This window comes from Leptospira mayottensis 200901116, from assembly GCF_000306675.2.
In the GTDB taxonomy this organism is placed as follows: Bacteria; Spirochaetota; Leptospiria; order Leptospirales; family Leptospiraceae; genus Leptospira; species Leptospira mayottensis.
This window is the reverse complement of sequence record NZ_CP024871.1, coordinates 1019013-1042040: the sequence shown is the minus strand read 5'-3', so window position 1 is coordinate 1042040 and position 23028 is coordinate 1019013. Positions and strand designations below refer to the sequence as shown.

Below are 23028 nucleotides of genomic sequence, written 5' to 3'. Positions count from 1 at the left end.
TTGTGGAAACTTCTATATTTTATTACAACTTACTGAATCATTGAAACTGATTTCTTTTAAGGTTTTTAAAACAGGCTCTAAAAATAAAAACCAATCTGTAACAATGAATGAAAAGCCAGTCAAGATATAAACCCATCTACGTTCTTTTTGCTTGTCATTCGTCAGAGGAACTTATCTATTGATCGGAATTAGGTCCTCTCAAACGATGAAATTCTATTTTTGGTTCTTTCTACTTTCCGTTCTACAGTGTGCCACCTATTCAACATCGAGTTATTCTCAATTTGAGCAGGAAAAACTCGTAAACCTAAGTAGCGTCTCTTCGAATCAACTCAGTCTCTTAACCGCACGCTATCTGAAAAGCAACGACCTCTACGACAAGTTCGAAAAATATCCCCTAGTGGTAATTTACGATCTGGACAATGATTTGATCACAAACAAGTCTAGAAATCTTGCCTACTATCTTTCCGAGCTCTGTTATCTCACGGGAAATTCTTTGGATATGGAAGACTCCCAATTCGCAAAAATGTATGCTTCCGCATTAGTCTATACGTACACGTATTTGTTCGATAAGAAAGCTTCTCCGGCACCAGACCCGTTCTCCGCAGAATTCAGATTCGCTTTATTCACTTACAATCGCTCTCTAGCACAACTGGTACGTTACGCAAAAAAAAATCGAAAGTTGGCCGCAGTTACGGACTTAAATCTTCCTTTGATTCGAGGAACCTTACAGATGTCGAGCGCGGAAGTGGAAACAGCTTGGAGTCCTCAAAATTTTCTGCAAATCGAAGTCACTTACGACTATCATGTCAAAGGTTTTTCCAATCATATCAGCAAGTACGGAATCGGAACTCCGGTGATTCTCAATCGTAATTTTCCGGAAAAAGAATCCCAAGAAAAAATCAAATACGAATTCATCAACGGAGTTGGACAAGCTTATCCCGCAACCGCATTCGTAAGCTTGGAGGAATCGTATTTAGGAAACAGGGATCTTATGAACTTACGCGCTAAAATTCATGTCTATGATCCCGTTTTCCGAGATCAAATCACGTTAGACGGAATAAACCTACCCATGGAAAGCGATACGACCACTCCCCTCGCTTATATGCTAACGATTGCACAACAAAAAGACAATTTACTAGCAATCTTTGACGGAGAAACGGGTATGTCCAGAAAGGGACTCTATCTCGTTTATCCCTATCATAAGGATAAAATTCCGGTTGTGTTTCTTCATGGTTTGGCGTCTTCGCCTTTTATTTGGTTTCCGATGATAAACGAACTTCTTTCCGATCCGGAAATTAAAGCGAAATACCAATTCTGGGTATATTGGTATCCCACAGTAAATCCGATCCTTCTTTCCGCAGCGGACTTTAGAGATACTTTATATGATCTGAGAAAGATCTATGACCCGAACAAAGAACACAAAAGTTTCGATCAAACCGTTTTAGTCGGCCACAGTATGGGCGGATTGATCGTAAAATTAGCTGTGACACACAGTAACAAAGAACAATGGATGGATGCAGCCAAAATTCCCTATTCCGTGTTCGACACGATAAACGAAGAAACCAAAAAAGAAATCAGCAGACTGGTCGACTTCGATCCGGTACCTTTCGTAAAAAGAGCTGTCTTCATAGCCACTCCACACAAAGGATCGAATTTAGCGGAAGGAATTTTAGGTTCGATCGCAAGATTTCTTTTTATCATTCCGAAAGAAGTAATCAAAAAATTCGAAGAAGGTTACAAATTTCTAAACCCTAACTACAAAAAAGGAGATATAGTTCCAAGAGTGTACGGAGTCGACGGACTTGCACCCAAAAGCCTTTTTATGAAAGTAACGAGAGACTATAAACCGCAAGTGAAGTTCCATTCGATTATCGGGAATTCTAAACTTGTCGACTTAGATTGGATCAGCGATACAGTTGTTCCGTATGAAAGCTCCCATCTGGAAAACTCAGAATCGGAAACGCTGATTCAGTCCGAACACTCGGTGCAGAATCATCCTCCTACTTTTTTAGAAGTGAAAAGAATTTTAAAAGAACACACCCCATAAAACGATGTTTGGCTTGTAAAATTGATACCTTGTTTTGAGGTACATTTCGGATACTATTGAACCGTAAAACTCCAAAAACTCGGGCAACGTCGAAATCGTACAAAAAGGCAACATCTTTCAGTTATTAAAAAAAATCGTTCCAATTTCATCGCACACTCACAAAATATATTTTCAGGCGAGACATATACAAACAAAGTTTTAACCCAAAAAAGCCGACCAATTTTAGTACATTCTATTTTAAGAATATTATTTTTTTCTTAATTCTTCGGCCTTATCGATGCTCCTCTGTCGGTTTTCGAGCATCGCTTTTTCTACTTTCAGCCGAGCCTCTTCAAAACCTTTTTCATCCAAATCTCTAGGGATATAAATCGACTCTCCGTACGAAACCACGAAAGTAGTAAACGGTTTCGGAATTCTATGTTTATCCCAGGCTCTTTCGGCAACCCATTGACGTGTACATTCATAATGAAAAGGAACGATAGGGACTTGAGAAATCTGAGCAGAAGCGATCAAACCGGGTTGTACGACTAATGCCGGACCTCTAGGACCATCGGGCGTCATCGCCGCAGGAAGATTTTTTTTAAGATGAGTAATCAATGCTTTGAGGGCCTTGGAGCCTCCCTTAGAAGAACTTCCTCGAACGCTGCAATTACCGAATCGATGAACAACCTGATTGATAAAATCCCCATCTTTGGATTCGGAAATGAGAACGGCCATTCCTAAGTTTCGGTTGAGATAAGGAGAATATAAAACATTCGTATGCCAAACTGAAAGGATATAAGGTTTTTTTTCCCTACGAATTTTCTCAAAACTTTCGTTTCCGATATTGATTCTTCGAGAAGTAAACCCAACCAGCTTCTGTAGATTAACTACAAGAAACGGAATGAACCAAATTAAAAACTTTCTTTTAAAAGACTGCTTTTCGTTTTTATGAATGATAGAACGTTCTTCCATGTAAGCACGAGATTTTTCCGAATTTGGAAATTCATCATCTCTTTTTTTGGGTTATAATCCACCTCAATTTAGGAAAGAAATTCCTGCGTTTTATACAAAGAAAAAAATTCTTTCTCCCTAGAAAATAAAATCAATATACTTGCAAAAAAGATTCCCATTCCCCGATCCAATACGAAATAAAAGACGTCGTTGATGACATAACCTGCGTCTAAAAAAATTATGAAAAAAATTTTAGACCGAGAATAAGATACGAATTTCTCTTTCGATCCCAAATTATCCAGAACCATTTTTTTATAGCAAAAAATAAAGGAATATACCAAGAGATCGGTAAAAGGGAAATCGTGATTTTCAAAATAATTCCACTACATCCCAGATAGATTTCCATTTGGACCTGTAAAAAACACAAAAACGCCACCAAACAAAACCAAATCGATTAACAGAGAAAAATAAATAATCTTCAGGTTTTTTCAATGTGTCCGGAAAAACGGCTCCATTTTATTATCTGTCAAGTTTTCACAAAAAAATCCCCGGAAAAGCTTTCATCGAATCGAATACAAGATAGAAATTAAATTCGAATTTTAAATTCAGATTTTTCTATTTTTATTTCGAACACTCCACCCTAAGAAAATCGGAAATATAAAATTTAAAGAATTCAAAAATTCTGTGGACTTTAAGTAAGAACTTTTGTACAGAGTTTGAAACAAAAATAGGTCTTAAACAATGGAATCCAATTTACTGACAAAGATATTTCTTCCAGTCGCGTTAGGTATCATCATGTTCGGAATGGGAATGACACTCACCATAGCCGACTTCAAACGAATTTTCGTCCTTCCCAAAGCAGTGCTCACGGGGTTAACACTGCAACTTCTGCTTTTGCCGATCACGGGATGGCTGATCGCAAGCGTCTCCGGACTTTCGGGAGAACTTTCCGTAGGCCTGATTCTTTTAGCGATCTGTCCGGGGGGAGCGACTTCCAACCTTATCACTCACCTTGCAAAAGGAGACGTTGCCCTTTCTATAACGTTAACCGCGATAACAAGTTGTATCACCGTTCTTTCAATTCCGTTCCTTTTAAATATGTCCATGCACCATTTTCTCGGAGCTGGACAAATGATCGAACTCAACATTCCTCAGACGATTCTCCAAATCTTTCTGATCACTGTATTACCGGTGTCAATCGGAATGATTCTCAACGCGAAAAAACCAGACTTTTCCCGAAAGTTCGAAAAAACGATAAAAGTTCTTTCCGGAATTTTTCTGATCCTAATCATCACAGGTGCCATTGTTCGCGAAAGACAGAACATCGTACCATTTTTCATCCAGGTGGGTCCCGCTTCCTTGGCCCTCAATCTAATTACGATGATATTGGGTTATATGGGAGCGACTCTGATGAAGGTTACACATTCCCAAAGAACTTCCATTACGATCGAAGTGGGAATTCAGAACGGAACCTTGGGAATTGCAATCGCAAGTACAATCCTAAACAATCCGGCAATGGCGATTCCGTCTGCAATTTACAGCTTGATTATGTTTGCCACGGGGGGCCTCTTTTCGATCTGGATGCATAGAAATCAAAGTTAAGAGAAAATGATCATAGATCAAAAATCCGGAAAGATATCCGTCAAAGTCGCGCGTTTTAGTCTTTCTTTGTAATTCAAATTCATCGTACAACGACCGGATCCCGCAGAAACGCGATTCGGAAGGGAATCGATTTTAGTAACGAAGAAACTCTTATATTCCGCATGACGTAAAAGTTTCCGACTAAGAATCAACAGAACTTGATCCTGAAAATAAAAAAGAATTAGAATATTATAAAATAACTTTATATAAGAGATGTCAAAAATTAAAACATCCGAGCCGGGCGGGATAATGATCATAGATCTGATTTTTTAACAGATCTACCCGACCGATGCGATCAATTTCTTGCAGCTGCCGGAGGAAAATTAAACGACACGGCTTTCGAACTCGTTGGAATCGCTTTTGTATTTTTCGAAATCCAGATTTTCGGGGCCGTGGAAATAAAAACCGGAACGAGAGGGTTCATTTTAGGTCGAACCAGAACGATTCCTCATAGGTTACCAAAAAAACTTTCATTCACGAAGGATATCATCTTTTAGGATGCAAACCTTCCTTCTTTCTGAGTAATTGTTATGTCCAAATTCAAAAAGTCAAAGAATGGAAACGAAAAAATCGAAAACCTCTTTCCTTCCGTTGATGAAAAAATCTTTTTAAAAAACCCTTGGGAATAAGAGATGGATTTATGGAATCCAAATGGAAACCTTTTTGGGGAATCTCTCTTGTATTAACGGGAGCCGTTTTCTTTTCCGCAAAGGCGATCCTTGTCAAATTGGTCTATCGATACAATATCGATTCGACTACGGCGCTCGCATTCAGAATGTTGTTTGCAATCCCATTTTTCGCTTGGATCGCCTACCGCTCCGGAAATACAAACAAGAACTTTGTAAATCTCACAAAAAAAGATTGGGGCTTAATTTTAATTCTTAGCTTTTTAGGTTACTACCTCGCGAGTCTATTCGACTTTATAGGTTTGGAATATATCTCAGCGGGTTTGGAAAGAATTACCTTATTTGTATATCCTACGATCGTACTCATTATCGGTTCTATACTTTTCAAAAGGAAAATTAAAAAAGCGGAAATATTTGCAATTCTTCTCACATATTCCGGAATCGTCGTCGCATTTATAGGAGACATTCAGGCCGAAGGACCAAATACAACGAAAGGTGTGCTATTTGTACTCGGGTCGGCGATCGCTTACGCTTTATACCTCGTAGGAAGCGAATCTTTGATTCCGAAACTTGGTTCGGTTCGATTCACTTCATATCTAATGCTTTTATCCGGTTCGATCGTCATAATTCACTTTCTTATCACTCGCCATCCGGCTTCCCTGATCCAGCCCACTAACGTATATTTATACGGACTGGCTCTCGGAGTTTTAACGACCGTAATTCCGGCTTATTTTACCACGGAAGGAATTCGAATGATCGGTTCTGGAAAAGCGGCAATTGTGGGTTCAGTGGGTCCGATGTCTACAATTTTACTTGCCTGGATATTTCTCGGAGAACCAATCACTTTCCCCGGACTTGCAGGAACCATCCTCGTTTTAACGGGAGCTCTTTGGATCGGTGGAAAAAAAACGGAACCAAAAACCGAAGGTAAGTCTTAAAAAACAAAGAAAACGTATATTGGAAAAACTTATATTTTACGAAAGTAACCTATTTGCGCGCAAGGATTACCAAATTGTTTTTAAACCTTGCGACTTATATTTTTTCATTGACGAACAAGCGAGAAATCGAAGTTAGGCGGTCGTTCCAAGCAAACCTTCCTTTAAACATTACAACTCAATGAAACAAAATAAGTTACCCGTTTAAATACCCAAAACAAAAGCGCAGCACAATGTCGCCTAACGCTAAGTCCATAAATATCACATCGTTCCAAAATCCTGATTCCTTGGCTTAAAGATTCAAGAGTACGATCAAAGCAGGTTGTGATCCTTCATAGAACTATAAAGAGTTTGAATCGTCACTTTTAAAATCGCTGCCATCGGAACCGCGATGAGCATTCCCACAAGACCAAGCGCAGCCCCTCCTACGGTAACCGCACCTACAATTACAATCGGATGAAGAGACATCGAACCCGAAATTACAATCGGCTGTACTAGGAAGTTATCAATAATCTGCGCGATTGATACCACGATCAAAATAGAAATCATAAGTCCCGTCGTTTCGGTTCCGCCGATGACGAGAGCAAAAAACAAAGGTGGAATCGCCCCCATAACCGGACCTAGATAAGGAACCGAATTGGCGATTCCCAAAAAGAGACCGAAAATGTAAAAGTAAGGCAATCCGATGATATAGAATCCCAAGCTGGAAACCGCACAGATGATCACACTTTGAATCATTAGACTTTTAAGATAATTCGTAAGCTGTTCGTTGATCTTATACGTGATCATGAGAGCCATTTCAAAATAACGATTTGGTATCAGGGAGATCAGACTTTTATAAATTCCATTTCCGTTTAGTAAAAATAAAAACGCAAACAAAGGAGTGATGAGCAGATAACCGATCAAAGTCGGAATATAAGATACGAACCCTTTCACTTGTTCGTGCATCAGCTCCGCGATTTTCTTAATCAGTTCGTCAGGACGAATCGTTTCGTTCCAAGAAGCGGGAAATTCATTGAACTGAAGGTTGACGGTTACGGTCAAATATTTGAACTTTGCATCGTCCAGATCCTGTTTCCAGTTTTTCAAAAGCGGATTTAACGTGGACGCAATCGGAGAAGCAACCGAGTTGATAAATAGATAAATTGGAATGCTAGTGAACAACATCAAAATTGCAATGGAAAGAATTCTAGGCACGCCTAAACTTTCCAGATCGTTAATCATTCCATTAAACGTATAGAAGATCAAAAGAGCCAACACGATCGGAACTGCGAGTAATTGAAGTCCCCAAAGAGAAACGACGACTGTAAAGGCAACGATGAGAAAAAAACTCGTCCGAATGAAATATCCGGAAAACTCCCCGATTTCCGGATCACGCATTCTTTTGTTTTCCTTTGAAGTAGGCTTTTTCTAAAAGTCCATTGGTCCTATGCAATCTTTCCACGATCACCGTAGAAAGACTCATGAGAATTTCAATGCCGATCCTCGGTTTTGTTTCTATGATTTCTTTGAGATCGGGTTGAAAAAATCCAAGCAACGTGGTTGGTTCAAGAGTGATCGCGCTAGCAGTTCTTCTTTCTTCCGTAAAAAGGGAAAGTTCTCCGAAGAACGAATGCCGATCAAGATGAGCGAGATCAAGTTCGATTCCATCCCTAACGGAACGAATTACGACCGAACCTTCATAGACCAGATAAAATCCTGCCCCGACATCTCCCTGACGAAAGACCATTTCGCTTTCCTGATACTCTCGAACGTGTACCATCCTCGCGATCTCAATTAAGGTTCTTTTTTTCATTTTCCCAAAAACGGAAGTTTCCCTAAGAAACTGAATGATCGCCTTGTTATTCGCTTCCTTACGAATGAATAATTTTCTCCAGATGGGTAGATCAAGAGCTTTCAAGAAATTATTTCTCCTCTTCGAGTTTCATCGTAAAGATCAGAATCGTAAGCCCGATCGTCACGCAGGAATCCGCCACATTGAACGCAGGCCATCTTGAAAAAAGAAGAAAATCAGGCCAATCAAAATCCAAGAAATCGACGACTCCGATGTATTCTCCCACGTTCGGTTGAAACCCAAAACGAAATCCCGTGCCCGGAATTTTTACGAAGAACTTATCCAGAAAATTTCCAAAAGCACCGGCCATTACGAGATTCCACCCCCAAGGATTTCCAAGATCGTAATTTTTCCATCTGTATCCGATGAGAAACACAATTGCAATTCCGGTTGCAATCAAAGATGGGATCGCATTATCTTGAAACGCTCCGAATACGAAACCGGTATTGAAGGTAAGAGTCATTCTGAAAAAATTTCCAAGCACTTCCAGATAACGGTGCGGTTCAAAGTAGAGAATGACGAGAAACTTAGTCACAAGATCCAATACGATTCCGAGAAAGATAACGCCTATATAAAGAGGGCGATAGACGTCTAAAAACCGTTTTTCAAAATATTTCACGAGAGAGTTCCTTTCTTTTTAAGTTTGTTTTTCCAAAATGAATAAATAAGTATCAGCCCAAAAAATCCGGAGGTTCCAAAAAATCCCCAACTTTGAATTTCCATTCCTTTTTCGAAATAGTAATTTCCGAAATGAATTCCCGCAACCAGGAATCCGGAATATAAAAACTGATGTCCCAGAATGTACATCTTCCGAGTGTGCCGTTCCACCTCCCGGAGTTGGATTCCCTGCCTTCCCCGATTGATGTTCTGAAGTACTTTGTAAAATTCTCCCGGAATGGAAAGAGCATGACTTAAAAGATTCTTATCTTCGTTTAACAAAGAAAACTCCAGTCCGCCTTCTTTTCCGGTGGCGACAGCCCGGAATGGTTTTTCCCCGTAGTCCAAAACGGTTCTGTAAGGATCCAAAATCGCGGTAATCCCTACCAGTAAACCCAAAACACGTTCCAGGAAAATAAAATTTTCTGGAATCTGAATCATTCTAAAAATTTCCTTCAGACTAGAATTGATCTCCTTTAAGAAAAGTCGATCCTCCCTGGTATGAATCTGATCCAGAGAAAGATTTCGGAAATAATCCGTATCCGCGACGAATCTTCCCAACTTTTCCAAAGAGTAACGAACAACCTCTTCGAGTTTATCCCGATCCGCAGAAACGGATAACGCACCAATGTCGTTTAAGCCGGAAACAACTCCATAGTAATCTTTGGCAATCGCACAGAGAAAGATTTTTTTCAAAGCAAAAACCCTGATAACATTCATCTCCCCCACGGCTCCGAAATCAATGAAACAAAGTTTTTCATCTTTCGTGTAAATCAGATTTCCGGGATGCGGGTCCGCATGATAAAAACGATATTGAAAAATCATCAACACATAGGCACGAACAAGAAGTTCCACGGGCCTGGACTTAGCCTGACCTTTGAGAACGGGAATCGCCATTGTAATTTTGACCCCTTCTATAAATTCCGTAACCAAAACACTTTTACCTGAAAATGCACGGATAACTTTTGGAAATACGTAATCCGGTTCTTCGGCGAAAAGTTGTCTCATCCGATCATAAGAATCCGCTTCCAATTGAAGATCGGTCTCTCTGGTTATGAGATGGGTGATTTCGTCGTGAATTTTTTTGTACTCAAAACGAAGGAGATAACGATTGATTCTTTTCAAAAAAGAGCGGATATTCTTCAAATCGTCTGCAATCAAAGTTTCGATTCCAGGATATAAAACTTTTACGGCAACCTTTTGGCCTCCAATGGAAGCAACGTGAACCTGAGCCGTAGACGCACTCGCTTCTGGAACGCTTTGAATGTTCGGAAAAACTTTAGTGATTTCTTTCCCGAATTCCAAACGGAAACGTTCTTCGATTTCCGAAAAGGGATGAGGAGGAACTCTGTCCTGAAGATCTTGAAGAGATTCGGTAAACGAATCCGGAAAGATATGGGAAAGATTTCCGAGATACTGACCGAGCTTGATATAAACTCCTCCCATGGATAAGAAGAAATTACGGCAATCTTCTCCTAATGTACGAAAGAATTTTTCCTGAACGACCCTATCTCTATAGGAAGGAAAAAAGATTTTTCCCAGTTTAAAAAACCAGAATATAGACCATATCTTTTTCCAGACGAAGGAACTCGCATTCCAAAATCTCCAGGAACTACCGTGTCGTTTGTATGATTGGGTTTCCTGAGGTTCAGCTGTGGAAGAAACGAGCATACGTGAAACTTCTAAACTCCCAGGAATCTTTTTTCGGCTCTTCTCCGGATCGTATCCAGTAAGGTGAGAATTTGAAGATTCTCCTCCATATCCCCGGTGACCCGGGACGATTTTCCGGACAAATGCCGAAAAAGAGAATCGTATAAATTGAGAAACGGATTCGAGCCTGCGGAAGATTTTTCGGAAATTGAAACCGAAGTCAAACTTTTAAATCCTTTGTATTTTCGGGAAGGTTTGGATTTCCAAAAACGAACCTCGTCGTTTCCGACGAGAAAACGCGCGTTCTCCGTTTGGATATCCAATTCAAATTGAAAGTAATTCCTCATTCCCCCCACTTCCAAAAAAACTGTCTCCCCCTTGGGATAGGTCATCAGAGCTAAAGCCTGCTCTTCCACGGGAGAATTTGGGTAGGATCGTAAAACAGAAACGACCCGGTCCGGCATTCCCAGATACCAGGTTAAAAGATCAACCGCGTGAGTTCCGTCATGAAAGAGAGGTCCAGTTTTGTCCAAAACTGCGCGACCCGGATTTCTCACAGAAGTCAGAACGGATGCGCGTATCGTTCGAACCGGCCCGTAAGTTTCTTCTTGGATCCATTTACGAACTTGTTTGTAAATAGGATGGTATCTTCTCTCGTGATTGACTCGCAGATCCGTTCCCGTTTTATAACAGAGTTCCGCGAGTTTGCGCGCAAGCGGAAGAGAATGGCAAACCGGTTTTTCGACCAAAAGATGACGAAACCCAAATTCGATCGCGGCCTTTGCAAGTTGATAGTGCGTCTCAGAGGGGGTCGCGATCACTACAAGATAGGAACTCAAGTCGATTGAATTCGAATGTAATGAGTTACGGCTTTTTTTTTCCGATCGTAAATCGGCAGAATTTACATTTTTGAAGTTAGCCAAATCCAGACCTTCTGGATAAATCAATCGTGTTCCCGAAGAGTTCCTACGTTTCGTTTTCCTATCGGAATACTCAGTCCTATTGTCCGGACTTGTAACTGCCGAATCTTTTTTACTTTGGGAAGAATAAAACGAGGAAGCCCAATTTTTAAAATCGGGAAAACATAAATTTTTTGGAATATTCCAATCTTTGCAAAATCGGTTCCTTCGATCTTCGGATGGATCAATCGCTCCTACGAGAAAGAATTTCTTTTTTCCCCAAGGTGAAAAAATCGCTCCAGCGTGCGTGCAAGGACGGTTACGAAAGGAGTCCTTTTCCAGGAGAGAAGCAATTCTCCCCAGACCTATGAGTAAAACGGGAATCATAAGATGATGAAACCATTTCGGGCATTCGACTCAAGAGTTATTTTGACTTGACCCAGCCGGATTTCGAAGCGATTCTTTGGTTCATGGATTTGAAAACAAAAATTTCCTTCTTTTCTCAAAACGATTTGGATTCGACGGAAATCATCAATAAAAACTCCGCATAGAAGCTGTTATGTATAGAGTTTTTCAGACAGGAATCGGTTACCTAGAGAGTCATAATATGTGCATTTTCAAAAGGATCGATGCATTTGAAAGAACTCTGAAAACAAATAGGAACCTCTGAAAGAAGAAAGGGTCAAAGTATTTTCAGATTCCTATAAAAAACGGATTTCAAAAATGTGGATACCACACGTAAAAAATCCGATTTAATATAGTACGAGGGTTTATCAATATTACGATGATTTTAAGAATTCATAGTCTCCTTTTAATAGTTCCGTTCCTTCTATGGGCCGACCCGGCTTTGGACAGCGAGTTTTTACGATCCGTCCAGGAAGGAGATCCTAAAAAAACGCAACTTTTAATCCAAGCGGGAGCTTCCGTAGACGCTACCGATTCCAGAGGCAAAACAGCTTTGATGCTCGCGGACCACAGACCCGAAGTCGCGGAAGTTCTAATCCGTGCGGGAGCCAACGTAAACGCTCAGGATAAAGATGGAAGTTCCGTACTGATGGAAAGTTTATCTGGACTTTTTGATGTAAAAGTTCTAGACATAGACGACCTCGCGGTTCCGAAACGATTGATCGAATCCGGAGCTAAATTGGAATATCTTTCCAAGGTCGATGCAACAAAGACTCTTCCCGTTTCAATCTTAAATGTGGCGATTCGTCATGGGAATCTCGTGCTTGTACAGTTTCTAGTAGAGAATCAGGCCGATGTAAACTTCGATAAGGGAAGTCCGGAGGAATTTCCTCTCTTTCTTGCGTGCGGAGCCGGTTCGTCTTCGGCAAATTTTTCAATTGTAGAATTTCTTTTGAAAAACAACGCAAAGGCGGATTATACGAGCCGCCTTCATGATAAGAGCCAAGATGGAAAACAGATCCAAGCCGGAGTCGACAACGCGCTTCATTTTCTTTCGGAAGAATCCGATATCGACCCTCGAATCCCGGAACTTCTCGTAAAAAGCGGAACGAACGTAAATCATAGAAATGCGGAAGGAATCACCCCACTTTTACAGGCCATTCTCAAAAGGAGAATTGCCTTATCCGAAAAGTTACTAGAACTAGGCGCCGACCCGAACATCTCGGATACACAAGGAAGAACTCCTCTGGAAGAAGTAAGAAAACAAAAACTGATCGACTTGGAAACTTTGATTTTGAAAAAAAACAGGATTAAGGAAAATCAAGAAAAAATCTCTCAGTAGATTTTTACGTCAATCGTCCCAGGAAAATTTGGTTAGAGAGAACCTCAAAACGGACCGGTCTACAATTTTAAACGATGGAATTCCGAGAAACACATTTCAGTTTTTGAATATTAAAAACCTAAAACAAACTGTTCACACCGTTGATCGTAACGGTTTTGATAACCTCTTTGTTCTTTTCTGATTCAGCGACCTTCCAATTCACTCCGGAAGAAGTGGACAAAAGACTTCTACCGATACAATTATGACCGAACACCGCACCAACACCCCCAACTCTTGCAATAAAAATATCATACTGAGAAGAAAGCTTCACATAACGTTCTAAGTCCTGTGCGTGAGTGAAATCAGGTTCCGAAATGCAATCAATGTGAAAAAGAAGATTTACACCCTGAGATTTCAATTCCTCCAAACGTTTGAAACTTAGGATTTCCTTTCCAGCCACGACCCCGAAACGAAAACCTCCCATGATAAAAATCGTTTCCGCATCGCCCGGAGTGGCAACGTTTTCTTCAGAGGAAAGTTCCCGTTTATCATACCAATCCACGACTACCACATCCTGAATGATCGGAACGCTGATTTTCAGTTTTCCGAAATCGTCCTTTCTGAACATGGACCCTCCGATAATTACACCTTTATAATATTCGGAAATCTGCAAGAGCTCGTCGGAAAGGATTTTAGATTTTTCGGAAAGTTTTTCCGGAGAGGAAGACAAATCGTAGAATGGAAAATACTCCGGCAAAAGTAAAAAGTCAGATTTTTCCCTCGAAAGTTTTAGTTTCTGATCGTTCGAAACGGGTCGGTTGATATGTTTTTGAAAAAGTGTAACTTTTGCGGAAGCCAAAATCGATACCGCCCGATCAATCGCCTAAAATGGAAGGATCAACGCCTAACGAGTCCGAATCGAGTTTTTCAGCCCCCCCGGCTCCGGACGAGCCGCCTCCCGGAATTCCTAGATCGGATTCGTTAACAGAAGATTGTTCCGTTTTGATACCGAATTCTTTTTCCATCTCTTCGGAAGAAAGTTCGGTTACTCCTCCGAATAAATCCCCGTTTTCAAGACGGCCCGCAAACGCAATCGCAAAACAATACGCTTCCATGATACACTGTTTGATCGGTTTTTTATTCAACCTTCTTTTTGATTCCATCATATCCAAGGTCATAATTTCATCCATGTTAGTGACGATCTCTTTTTTGGATTTCATATCTGTGATGAGTTTCTCCAAAATTTCGGCTGTCTTTTCCACGAATTCTTTAACCGTCACACGGACATTTCTGGATTGTTGGCTTTTTTTTGTTTCTAAAGCGCTAGTTTTTTTAGAGGCTTCGATGTAATTGGCACCCGGATTTTTAAGATGATTTTTTAGTTCCTTATAATACTGATCGTAAATTCTAAACTGCTCGATTGAAGCCCGAGTCGTCTCATAATGATCGATCATCTTCTCTCTATAGTCGACCTTAGCGCCATTTACGATCGCAGGTTTAATTTCGATCTTTTTGGTTGTCATCACGAAAGAATATTCGGCGTCAAATTCCTTAAAGAAAAGCCAGGTCAAAAACGCCTTATCCTCAGAAAGAATATCTTCATATTCTCCCTTCGGATCGTGTTTTTTACGAAGCTGATCAAGAGGAAGCATTCTCATCAGTTTCAAACCGTATTTGAGTTCTTTACTGAGGGAATCTTCGGGGTTGGTTTCTTCTTTCTTTTCTTCTACGGGAGCGCCCTCTTCGGGTGTCGCACCTCCGGAGATTTCATCCAACTCTTCCCCTTGCTGTCTATGACCCGGTTTCTCTTCGGGAAGAATTCCGAGAACGGATTCCATCGTATTGCTTAAGAGAGGAATGTTCTTGTTTTCGTTTCTAAGAACGACAAGATAAAACTTTTCGAATAAGGTTCCGAATAGATAATCGAATTCCTGAAGAGCGCGCTTTTTCTTCGTGTTGTAGATAGCAGTAGGTTTCCCTTCCAATTTTTCCAGGGCGGAGTATCCGAGATTGAGAGCCTTCACATAACTTCCCTGAAACGGATAAACATAGTATAATTTTTTAAAAATGGAATACAAGGGATCTTTGACTCTGGAAATCGCAACGGGTAGATCCGGGGCCGCGTTATGCGGCTCTAACACTTGGTTTACTTCCGCGTTATCGTATAGCTTATGCATTCTCCCTAAAAGTTCAATATAAATGGGATTCTGAGCGTCGAGTTCCTTTGCTATCTTTCCCGCGTATGTCGGATTTCCGAGGATATCATTTCCAACAAAGTTCAATTCAAGAAGGGATTTTTTTCCATAGAGATTAAAATCGGATAAAAAAGTAGGTAATAGATCGGGAGAAGAAAATCCGGTAACTCTTCCCAACCAACATTTAACCCGAACGGAAAGACGATTGATGAAATTTCCCATTTCGTCTTCGAGAGCTTTTCTATCTCTCGGACTAGGTCCTTTAGACCCTCCGACAGAGCCGCCACCTTTTCCTCCTCCCATACCAGAACGGGACGAAGTTCCGCCGCGTGAAGAGGAATCTCTTCCACCTCTCTGGCCTTGACGAACGTTAGGCTGTCTACCGGATTCGGCTTCTTCTTTCTTTTTATCCTTTTCACTGACGACTTTCCCGCCGGCAGACTGGAATTTATTAAACATTTCTTTTCTGGCCTTATCATCCAGATTATTCACTCCAATAGAGCGTTTCGTTTTATCAAACTCAGCCATAAGTGCAATCCTTGCAATTCCGCGTCTCAGTTCAAATTCACAGTTCTAAGAAATAAATCAAGAAAGTTACTACTCTATTTTACTTCTTGACAGGCCTTTCTTCCAGGTGTTTTTTCGATTTGATGATAATCCGAAGCGAGATACGAGAGAAACATATCGTTCTTAGCGTTCTTGAAGACATCCTCATGGATAATTCGCGGGATTTTCACAAAGAATTTGAAGAATCTGTAAAAACAGAAAATCCGGAAATCATCAGCTTTTTTCTGGGAAAAGTCAAATTCATCGATTCTTCCGGAATCGGTATTATCATTAAAGTAAGAAATCAAATTCGAGAAAAAAACGGGACTCTAAACATTTTTGGCCTAAATAAGTCCTTAAATTCCGTATTTCGGCTATCAGGACTGGACAGAATCGTGAACCTTTATACTAATGAAGAGTTTCTAAATAAGTATCCGATTTTTCAAGAGTTTGTGGATCAAAATTCCAAATGAAATATATATTCAAATTTTCCTATTTGTTTTTCATCTTTTCACTCGTTCAGTGTTCTTGGGTTCAGGAAAGAAATTTTTTCTTTTGGCCCACCAATTCAAATCTGATTCATCGTTCGGCAGAAGTCGCTTATTTTCAGATCAGCCCTATCAAAGTAGATTTATTTCAGGAGCTGGTCCCTTCAAGACCGTTCATTCACCCTTTTCAACTCACCCCCGAACAGTGGAAGGCTCTTCTAGGAAACCTAAAATACATCAAAAAATCTTCTCTCGGTTTTTTTACGGATCATGTTTTTTCTGACGGAGAATTGGAAGTTATAGCAAGAGATCTTCCTTTAGTTATCAAGTCTCTTCCCGAAAATAAGATTCTTGTTTTGATTTCAAAATACGATGATATTCAATCGGTTATTTCTTTGGAAGAGTTGACCACCGCCTTGATTTGGGGCGAAAAAGATAAAATCAACCTGGTTTTCGGTAAAATCAAAAGGGAAATCGTGGATAAAAATGTAGGTATGGATTTTTCTCTTTGGACCAACATCAAAGCGATCTCTCTGGATCACATTTCCGACGGGACGGAAATTTCGGATAACGGAATCGTTCAATTCCAAACGGTTCGCAACATTCCAAATCGGAAATGGGTGATTTTTAATCCCGAACAATTAGATCAGTATAAATTTAAACCAAGAAAACGAAGCGAAATCCGCAAACTTACCGATGAAAATGACCGCCCTGGAGGCTGATTTTTGTTTCACTTCACTACTTGCGGTCCAAGGAGAATCGCCCATTTTGGAGATTCTCCTTTTTTATGTACACGCCGAACCGGCGATCGAACAAAGATTCCGACCATCCAAAACCACCAAGATATTGCGTTTCCAAATACGTTAACGAGATAATAAAACGCTCCAAAACAAATTCCCCAGAAAAAAGAAAAAACGAAAGAATCGCAAGTTGAACCACTATGGTCGAAAGATTGACTTTTTTCGCAATGTTTCTTTGCAAAGTTCGTTGAACAGTTTCATCGGACCGAGTTTTAAAATATAGGAACTCCTACTTTTTTCCTGCAAGCAAGTTCCCAAACATCGCAAAATCTGCGATGTCCGCTACACAACTCAAGCAACAACCGATTTACAACGACCACAGAGATCGTCTTTTTCGGAAATATCTTCCGTATGTCTCCAACAACGAAGACATTCACCTTGAACCGGTTTTAAAACTTTTACGGAGAATTTTTCGTTCTCGTGACTGGAAAGGACTTCCATTCCCGGATTTTTCTCATGAATTTGAGAAACCACAAAAAGCAACTCCAAGGTTTCCTTCGGAAGAAGTTCACCAAAGCTGGGCCCACTTTTAGAAACGATTTCAAGAGCCGCTTCAAGAGACTTACCCAACTTTCCTTCTTGTCTTGCGATCTCAAGAGCCTTCTGAACGACTTCTCTCGCTTGCAACGCAGACTCAAATTTATCTTCAAGAGATTGATTCTTCCAAGATTTCAAATCAGGGAAGGTTTGTAAGAACACAGAGTCTTTTTTTCCGTTGGAAGTCCATACCTCTTCGGCGGTAAAACTAAGAATTGGCGCCACGAGAATACATAATGAATCCAGAATATACTGAAGTGTCGTAGAGGAGGATCTTCTGGATCTCGAATCTCTCGCGTCGCAATACATTCTGTCCCGGATCATATCGAAATAATCCTGAGACAGAGTAACTGTGCAAAATAAGATCAACTTCTGATAAATCTGATGGAACTGATAGGTCTCATAACTTGCAACCACGTCCTCCACAAAACCAGCGAGTTTGGAAAGATAAAATCGATCCAACTCTTCGAGTTCTTCAAAAGGAAGATTTTGTTCAGGGGTATGGCCATCCAAATTTCCCAAAAGATAACGGAATGTATTACGAATCTTACGATATTGTTCAGAAACTATTTTTAAGGATTCTTTTCCTACTTTGATATCATCCCTAAAATCCAAAGAACTAACCCACAAGCGAAGGATATCGGCCCCGTAAACTTGGATGATGTCGACCGTAGGATCGATTCCGTTTCCTAAAGATTTGGACATTGCGTGTCCTTTTTCATCCAAAACATAACCGTGGGTCAATACGGCCTTATAAGGAGGAATTCCTCGAAGAGCCATCGAAGGCCAGAGAGAAGACTGAAACCAACCTCTATGTTGATCGGAACCTTCCAGATAAAGATCCGCTGGAGGTTCATTCTTACGCTCACCTAACACCGCAAAGTTGGAGACTCCTGAATCGAACCAAACATCTAAAATATCGTTTCCTTTTTTGAAGGAATCATTTCCGCATTTACCACATTTTGTTTTCGGAGGGAGGAGGTCCTTAGCTTCTTCCGAATACCAAATCTCGATTCCCTTTTCACGGACCATCTTCGTAAAGAACTGAATCGAAACGTCGTCGATATGAGTTTGACCGCAGGATTCGCAAGCGAACGCAGGAATCGGAACTCCCCAGTTTCTCTGACGAGATAAACACCAGTCCGGTCTCGTTTCCACCATGGATCGAATTCGAGTAATTCCCCAAGAAGGAATCCATCGGACCCCATCTATCGCGGAAAGAGACTTTTCACGGAGATTTTGAAAGTCCATCTTAAAAAACCACTGAGGTGTCGCTCGAAATATCAGAGGTTTTTTACTCCTCCAACTATGAGGATAAGAATGTTCCAGCTCGCCCTGGTAGAGAAGTAATCCCCTGTCTTTCAGAAGTTGAATGATTTCCGGATTTGCATCGAAAACTTTTTTTCCCTGCATCAAAGGGAACTCATCCGTGTATCTTCCGTAATCGTCGACGGGTGAGAACGGTTCCAGCCCAGCCGTTAAACCGACTTTGTAATCGTCTTGACCGTGACCGGGAGCCGTATGAACGCAACCCGTCCCCGCCTCAAGAGTCACATGATCTCCGAACAAGGAAACGGAAATACGATCGATAAAAGGATGTTGAAATTTAAGGACGGCTAACTCTTCCGAAGAAATCGATTTCAATTTTGTAAGAACGACTCCAGTTGTCATTGTAACGTTCTTTGCAAGAGCATCAGCAAGTATAAGTTCCTCTCCTGACTCCGTTCTAAAAATAGAATATTCAATTTTCCTATTAAAGCAAATCGCAAGGTTTGCCGGAAGAGTCCAAGGAGTTGTCGTCCAGATTAGGCAGAATTGTTTTTTCTCGCCGATAACGGGAAATTTTACATAGATAGAAGGAGAAACATGAGGGTAGTATTCTATCTCCGCTTCCGCATGCGCCGTCGCCAAATCGATCGACCAATAGACCGGTTTTTTACCCCGATAGACATAACCTTTCTTAAAAAGTTCTCCGAATACTTCCACAATTTTCGCTTCAAAATCGGGAGACATTGTTTTGTAGATTTTCCCTTCTTCCCAAAAACAAAGAAAACGACTCAAGTCGTCCCCTTGTTTTCCAACGAACTCTTCCGCATATTTTCTGCAGAGTTGCCTAAGTTCTTCGGGCCCAGTTTCACGAACCTTTTTGCCTAGATTCTTTAAAACCTGAACCTCGATTGGAAGGCCGTGACAATCCCAACCCGGAATCATATCCGCATAAAAACCGGCGAGCGATTTCGATTTAATAATCGTATCTTTGAGAATTTTATTAAGAGCATGACCTAAATGAAAATTTCCATTTGCATACGGAGGACCGTCATGAAGAACAAATTCTTTTTTTCCATTTCTTTGTTCCCTCATTTTTCGAAAGATCTGGCCTTGTTTCCAAGATCTGATTTGTTCAGGTTCCCGTTTGGCAAGATCCGCCTTCATGGGGAAATCTGTCTTAGGAAGGAGAACTGTGGAGGAATACGGGTTTTCTTTTTGGGTTTCGCTCATAGTCGTTTCAGTAATCGATTTTAGTGTTTGGAAGAATCGCCTGCAATTTATCTGCATCCTCTCCCTTTAATGAAGTTTTTTTAATATTCAGTCTTTTTAAATTGGTAAGATTTCTAAGTTTTTCGTAATTAAAAGGAAGAGTCTTGATTCCCAAATTCAGATTCAAATCCAATTCCTCCAAGGAGGAAAGAGAAGCGAGAATTTCCACGTCCGTTTCCGTAAGAGTCAATTTATTTTGATCGAAGTACAAAGTTCTGATCAGCGGAAGAAACAGAAGTTCGGAAGGAAGAATCGTAAAATCGTTGCCCCCAGCCAGTAATACTTTCAGATTTTTTAATTTAGAGAACGTAGACGGCAATGCAGTAAGGTCGTTTCCGAAAAGATTAAGTTGTTCAAGACGCCTACATTCTCCGATAGATTCCGGAAGAAAAGTCAAACTGTTTAAGCGAAGATCCAACTTAGTTAGATTTGGAAAACCACAAACTGCTTCGGGAACCGTGGACAACTTCTGCATTCCAAAATCCAAGATTTGAACTAACTCCGGTTTTGCCTTTGCCTCTCCCAAAATTTCTTCCGCATTTTTTTTACAGTCGAAACTCGCCGTAAAACAAATGAAACCAATCGCAAGAAATTTCCTTAATAACGGAAGTTCTGCTCCTACTTTCATAAAGCGAATACGGCCTCCAAACCTTTCTCATAAGGCTCGTTCAATTCCGAAAAAGAAATTTCCACTCCGATGTCTTTCAGCTTCAAAACTTCGAAGGAAGTAGTCTTACCGATAGGATAAAATTTCAGCCCTTTCTCTTCTGTTTGTTTACGGATTTGTTCCTTCCAAGTGGAATCAAACCCAACAAGAACGGTTGTCGAACTCTCTCCGAACAAGGTCAAATCCAATCGATTTTGTTTGAAAGCAGTCAGGTCCGCATCGATACCGAGTCCAGAAAAAAGAACCGTTTTGGAAAGAGCGATTCCGATTCCTCCGAGAGAAAGATCTCTCGCAGATTTCAAAACCCCTTTTTCGTTTAGTGAAAGAATCAGTTTACAAAGTTCTAATTCTTCTTTGATATCGAGTTCAGGAATGGTTCCGTTGACTTGGCCGTGGATTTTTTTCAGGTATTCGCTTCCTCCCAAAGAAGGACGGAAATTTCCAAGAACCGCAAGTTCGATTCCGGCTTCCTTCGGAAAGTTGGAAATAAACTTTTTCTTATCTTGAAGGATTCCTACCATTCCGATCGTAGGGGTCGGAAAAATCGGTCCTTCAGGAGATTCGTTGTAAAAAGATACGTTCCCTCCGGTCACGGGAAGACCCAAGAAGCGGCAGGCATCTCCCATCCCTCGAATACATTCGGAAAACATATAATAGTTTTCCGGAATATAAGGATTTGCAAAATTCAGATTATTGGTCACTCCGTATGGGGTCGCTCCCGTAACATAAACGTTTCGGGCCGCCTCACAAACCGCAAACTCCGCCCCCTTATAAGGATCGAGATAGGTATATCTGGAATTACAATCGGTAGCAGTCGCAAGAGCTTTGTTCGTATCCGGGATAGAAGAAAGTCCTCCATCTAGTCCCGGACCTATGAGTTTTACGAGACCGACTTCGCTGTCGTATTGTTCCGTAATTGGCTTGCGGGAACATACGTTCCAGGAGGAAAGAATTTTCAGTAGAACGTCGCTTGCGTTTGCGCCGGAAGTCACGTCGGAGATTGCATCCGTGTTCCAAGTCTTTACAGCGTCGAGATAAGCGGGGCGTTTCGTTTCTCTTTCGTAACGAGGGGCTCCTCCACCTAACACGAGCGACTCGGCAGGAATTTTTGCTTTGAGCTTTCCGCCCATATAAATCTCGATCATTCCGTCTGCGGTAACTTCGCCGATTTTGACCGCATTTAGATTCCATTTTTCGAATATAGATACGAGTTCGGATTCTTTTCCTTTTTTTGGAACTACGAGCATTCTCTCTTGGGACTCGGAAAGCATCGCTTCGTAGGCGTTCATTCCAGTCTCGCGAAATGGAACGAGATCAAGATCAATTTTCATTCCGGTTTTACCCTTGGCGCTCATTTCCGAAGTTGCACAAGAAATTCCAGCCGCACCCATATCTTGAATTCCGATCAAAAGCCCTTTTTGAATCGCTTCCAAACTTGCTTCCATAAGTAGCTTTTCCATAAACGGGTCACCCACCTGAACGGCGGAACGTTTGGACTCGGATTCTTTGGATAGATCCTTGGACGCAAAGGACGCTCCATGAATTCCATCCCTTCCTGTCGTAGCTCCGACAATGTAAACTGCATTGCCAACTTGGCCACCGGTCGTCGCGCTGGCCATCTGATCGTGGCGCACGATTCCCACGGTCATTGCGTTTACAAGAGGGTTTTTGGAAAAACATTCGTCGATAAAAAGTTCTCCACCCGAAACCGCAATTCCGAGCGAGTTTCCGTAATCTCCGATTCCCTTTACCGCACGGGAAAGAAGATATTTATTTCTTGGTTCGTCGGGATTTCCAAACCGCAGAGAATTCAGCGATACGATCGGACGCGCGCCCATCGTAAAGATATCTCTCATAATTCCACCCACACCGGTCGCCGCGCCCTGATACGGTTCTACTGCGGTCGGGTGATTGTGACTCTCGATTTTGAAAACCACGGCCAGCCCATCTCCGATATCCATCGCACCCGCATTCTCTTCACCCGCTTTAGCAAGCAGTTTATCCGAAGATGTCGGAAGTGTTTTCAACTTTAGTATCGAGTTTTTATAAGAACAATGCTCCGACCACATTGCAGAAAAAATTCCAAGTTCGGTGGAGTTTGGAATTCTTCCCAAAATTTCCTGAATTTTCTGAAATTCTTCTGCGGTAAGTCCGTGTTCCAGAGCGTCTTGTAGGGAAACGACGTCTTTTTCCATCGTTTGCCAGTATTTTTTCTAAGTCGCACCCTGAAAATCAAATATTCCGGTAAAATTCGAGAGCGAGGTTTTAGTGGTTAGGGTACTTCATTCGCAAAATATAGGAACTTCTAG

17 protein-coding genes and 3 pseudogenes are annotated in these 23028 nt (G+C 41.1%); 6 read left to right on the top strand and 14 right to left on the bottom strand.

Going from position 1 to position 23028, the window contains the following annotated elements; genetic code table 11:
• Nucleotides 1-205: 205 nt before the first annotated feature.
• Nucleotides 206-2047: an esterase/lipase family protein gene (locus LEP1GSC190_RS04665; RefSeq protein WP_036047588.1), complete on the top strand. Its 1842-nt coding sequence runs from the start codon at nucleotides 206-208 to the stop codon at nucleotides 2045-2047.
• Between the two features lie 246 nt (nucleotides 2048-2293).
• On the opposite strand, the gene LEP1GSC190_RS04660 is transcribed toward LEP1GSC190_RS04665, so the two are convergent.
• The gene (locus tag LEP1GSC190_RS04660) at nucleotides 2294-3001 is read right to left on the bottom strand and encodes a lysophospholipid acyltransferase family protein (RefSeq protein WP_002745395.1); all 708 of its coding nucleotides are present in this window, start codon (nucleotides 2999-3001) and stop codon (nucleotides 2294-2296) included.
• A 68-nt stretch (nucleotides 3002-3069) separates the two neighbouring features.
• Nucleotides 3070-3462 (bottom strand): annotated as a pseudogene (locus tag LEP1GSC190_RS20705) (hypothetical protein).
• A gap of 259 nt (nucleotides 3463-3721) precedes the next feature.
• Here LEP1GSC190_RS20705 and LEP1GSC190_RS04650 point away from each other — a divergent pair.
• Nucleotides 3722-4582 carry a bile acid:sodium symporter family protein gene (locus tag LEP1GSC190_RS04650; protein ID WP_036035810.1) on the top strand — a complete coding sequence of 287 codons (861 nt, stop codon included), beginning with the start codon at nucleotides 3722-3724 and terminating at the stop codon, nucleotides 4580-4582.
• A gap of 17 nt (nucleotides 4583-4599) precedes the next feature.
• Here LEP1GSC190_RS04650 and LEP1GSC190_RS04645 read toward each other — a convergent pair whose 3' ends face one another.
• Nucleotides 4600-4878: a hypothetical protein gene (locus LEP1GSC190_RS04645; protein WP_002745449.1), complete on the bottom strand. Its 279-nt coding sequence runs from the start codon at nucleotides 4876-4878 to the stop codon at nucleotides 4600-4602.
• A gap of 383 nt (nucleotides 4879-5261) precedes the next feature.
• On the opposite strand from LEP1GSC190_RS04645, the gene LEP1GSC190_RS04635 reads away from it, so the two are divergent.
• A complete protein-coding gene (locus LEP1GSC190_RS04635; protein ID WP_002745614.1) occupies nucleotides 5262-6185 on the top strand; it encodes a DMT family transporter in 924 nt (307 codons plus the stop codon).
• A gap of 309 nt (nucleotides 6186-6494) precedes the next feature.
• Here LEP1GSC190_RS04635 and LEP1GSC190_RS04630 read toward each other — a convergent pair whose 3' ends face one another.
• The 6 genes and pseudogenes from LEP1GSC190_RS04630 to LEP1GSC190_RS20985 form a co-directional block, all read right to left on the bottom strand.
• On the bottom strand, nucleotides 6495-7562 hold the full coding sequence (locus LEP1GSC190_RS04630) for an AI-2E family transporter (protein ID WP_002745510.1): 1068 nt from the start codon (nucleotides 7560-7562) through the stop codon (nucleotides 6495-6497).
• Nucleotides 7555-8082 (bottom strand): cyclic nucleotide-binding domain-containing protein, encoded by a 528-nt coding sequence (locus tag LEP1GSC190_RS04625; protein ID WP_002745460.1) that lies wholly within the window; start codon nucleotides 8080-8082, stop codon nucleotides 7555-7557. The genes LEP1GSC190_RS04630 and LEP1GSC190_RS04625 overlap by 8 nt, the downstream gene beginning before the upstream one ends.
• Before the next feature lie 4 nt (nucleotides 8083-8086).
• Nucleotides 8087-8635 (bottom strand): lipoprotein signal peptidase, encoded by a 549-nt coding sequence (locus LEP1GSC190_RS04620; protein ID WP_002745634.1) that lies wholly within the window; start codon nucleotides 8633-8635, stop codon nucleotides 8087-8089.
• Entirely contained in the window at nucleotides 8632-10344 is a 1713-nt protein-coding gene (locus LEP1GSC190_RS04615) for an ABC1 kinase family protein (RefSeq protein ID WP_002745597.1), read from the bottom strand. Before LEP1GSC190_RS04615 ends, LEP1GSC190_RS04620 begins: the two co-directional genes overlap by 4 nt.
• Before the next feature lie 11 nt (nucleotides 10345-10355).
• A pseudogene (locus LEP1GSC190_RS04610) lies at nucleotides 10356-11243 on the bottom strand (Gfo/Idh/MocA family protein); the annotation flags it as partial.
• Between the two features lie 93 nt (nucleotides 11244-11336).
• Nucleotides 11337-11609, bottom strand: a pseudogene (locus LEP1GSC190_RS20985) (gfo/Idh/MocA family oxidoreductase); the annotation flags it as partial.
• Nucleotides 11610-12006: 397 nt separating this feature from the next.
• Here LEP1GSC190_RS20985 and LEP1GSC190_RS04605 point away from each other — a divergent pair.
• Nucleotides 12007-12969 carry an ankyrin repeat domain-containing protein gene (locus tag LEP1GSC190_RS04605; RefSeq protein WP_002745385.1) on the top strand — a complete coding sequence of 321 codons (963 nt, stop codon included), beginning with the start codon at nucleotides 12007-12009 and terminating at the stop codon, nucleotides 12967-12969.
• 118 nt (nucleotides 12970-13087) lie between these two features.
• On the opposite strand, the gene LEP1GSC190_RS04600 is transcribed toward LEP1GSC190_RS04605, so the two are convergent.
• The gene (locus LEP1GSC190_RS04600; protein ID WP_002745430.1) at nucleotides 13088-13807 is read right to left on the bottom strand and encodes a carbon-nitrogen hydrolase family protein; all 720 of its coding nucleotides are present in this window, start codon (nucleotides 13805-13807) and stop codon (nucleotides 13088-13090) included.
• A 16-nt stretch (nucleotides 13808-13823) separates the two neighbouring features.
• The gene (locus tag LEP1GSC190_RS04595; protein ID WP_002745553.1) at nucleotides 13824-15671 is read right to left on the bottom strand and encodes a hypothetical protein; all 1848 of its coding nucleotides are present in this window, start codon (nucleotides 15669-15671) and stop codon (nucleotides 13824-13826) included.
• Between the two features lie 122 nt (nucleotides 15672-15793).
• Here LEP1GSC190_RS04595 and LEP1GSC190_RS04590 point away from each other — a divergent pair, with 122 nt between their 5' ends.
• Both LEP1GSC190_RS04590 and LEP1GSC190_RS04585 read left to right on the top strand, forming a co-directional pair.
• Nucleotides 15794-16162 (top strand): STAS domain-containing protein, encoded by a 369-nt coding sequence (locus tag LEP1GSC190_RS04590; RefSeq protein WP_004491659.1) that lies wholly within the window; start codon nucleotides 15794-15796, stop codon nucleotides 16160-16162.
• Nucleotides 16159-16899 carry an LA_1326/LA_4305 family lipoprotein gene (locus tag LEP1GSC190_RS04585; RefSeq protein WP_002745594.1) on the top strand — a complete coding sequence of 247 codons (741 nt, stop codon included), beginning with the start codon at nucleotides 16159-16161 and terminating at the stop codon, nucleotides 16897-16899. Before LEP1GSC190_RS04590 ends, LEP1GSC190_RS04585 begins: the two co-directional genes overlap by 4 nt.
• 369 nt (nucleotides 16900-17268) lie before the next feature.
• On the opposite strand, the gene ileS is transcribed toward LEP1GSC190_RS04585, so the two are convergent.
• From ileS to purL, 3 genes are read right to left on the bottom strand one after another with little or no spacing between them, the layout of a single operon-like run.
• Entirely contained in the window at nucleotides 17269-20013 is a 2745-nt protein-coding gene (gene ileS / locus LEP1GSC190_RS04580; RefSeq protein WP_002745558.1) for an isoleucine--tRNA ligase, read from the bottom strand.
• A 7-nt stretch (nucleotides 20014-20020) separates the two neighbouring features.
• Entirely contained in the window at nucleotides 20021-20680 is a 660-nt protein-coding gene (locus tag LEP1GSC190_RS04575; RefSeq protein ID WP_002745429.1) for a leucine-rich repeat domain-containing protein, read from the bottom strand.
• On the bottom strand, nucleotides 20677-22914 hold the full coding sequence (purL, locus tag LEP1GSC190_RS04570; protein WP_002745644.1) for a phosphoribosylformylglycinamidine synthase subunit PurL: 2238 nt from the start codon (nucleotides 22912-22914) through the stop codon (nucleotides 20677-20679). The genes LEP1GSC190_RS04575 and purL overlap by 4 nt, the downstream gene beginning before the upstream one ends.
• Nucleotides 22915-23028 lie beyond the last annotated feature (114 nt).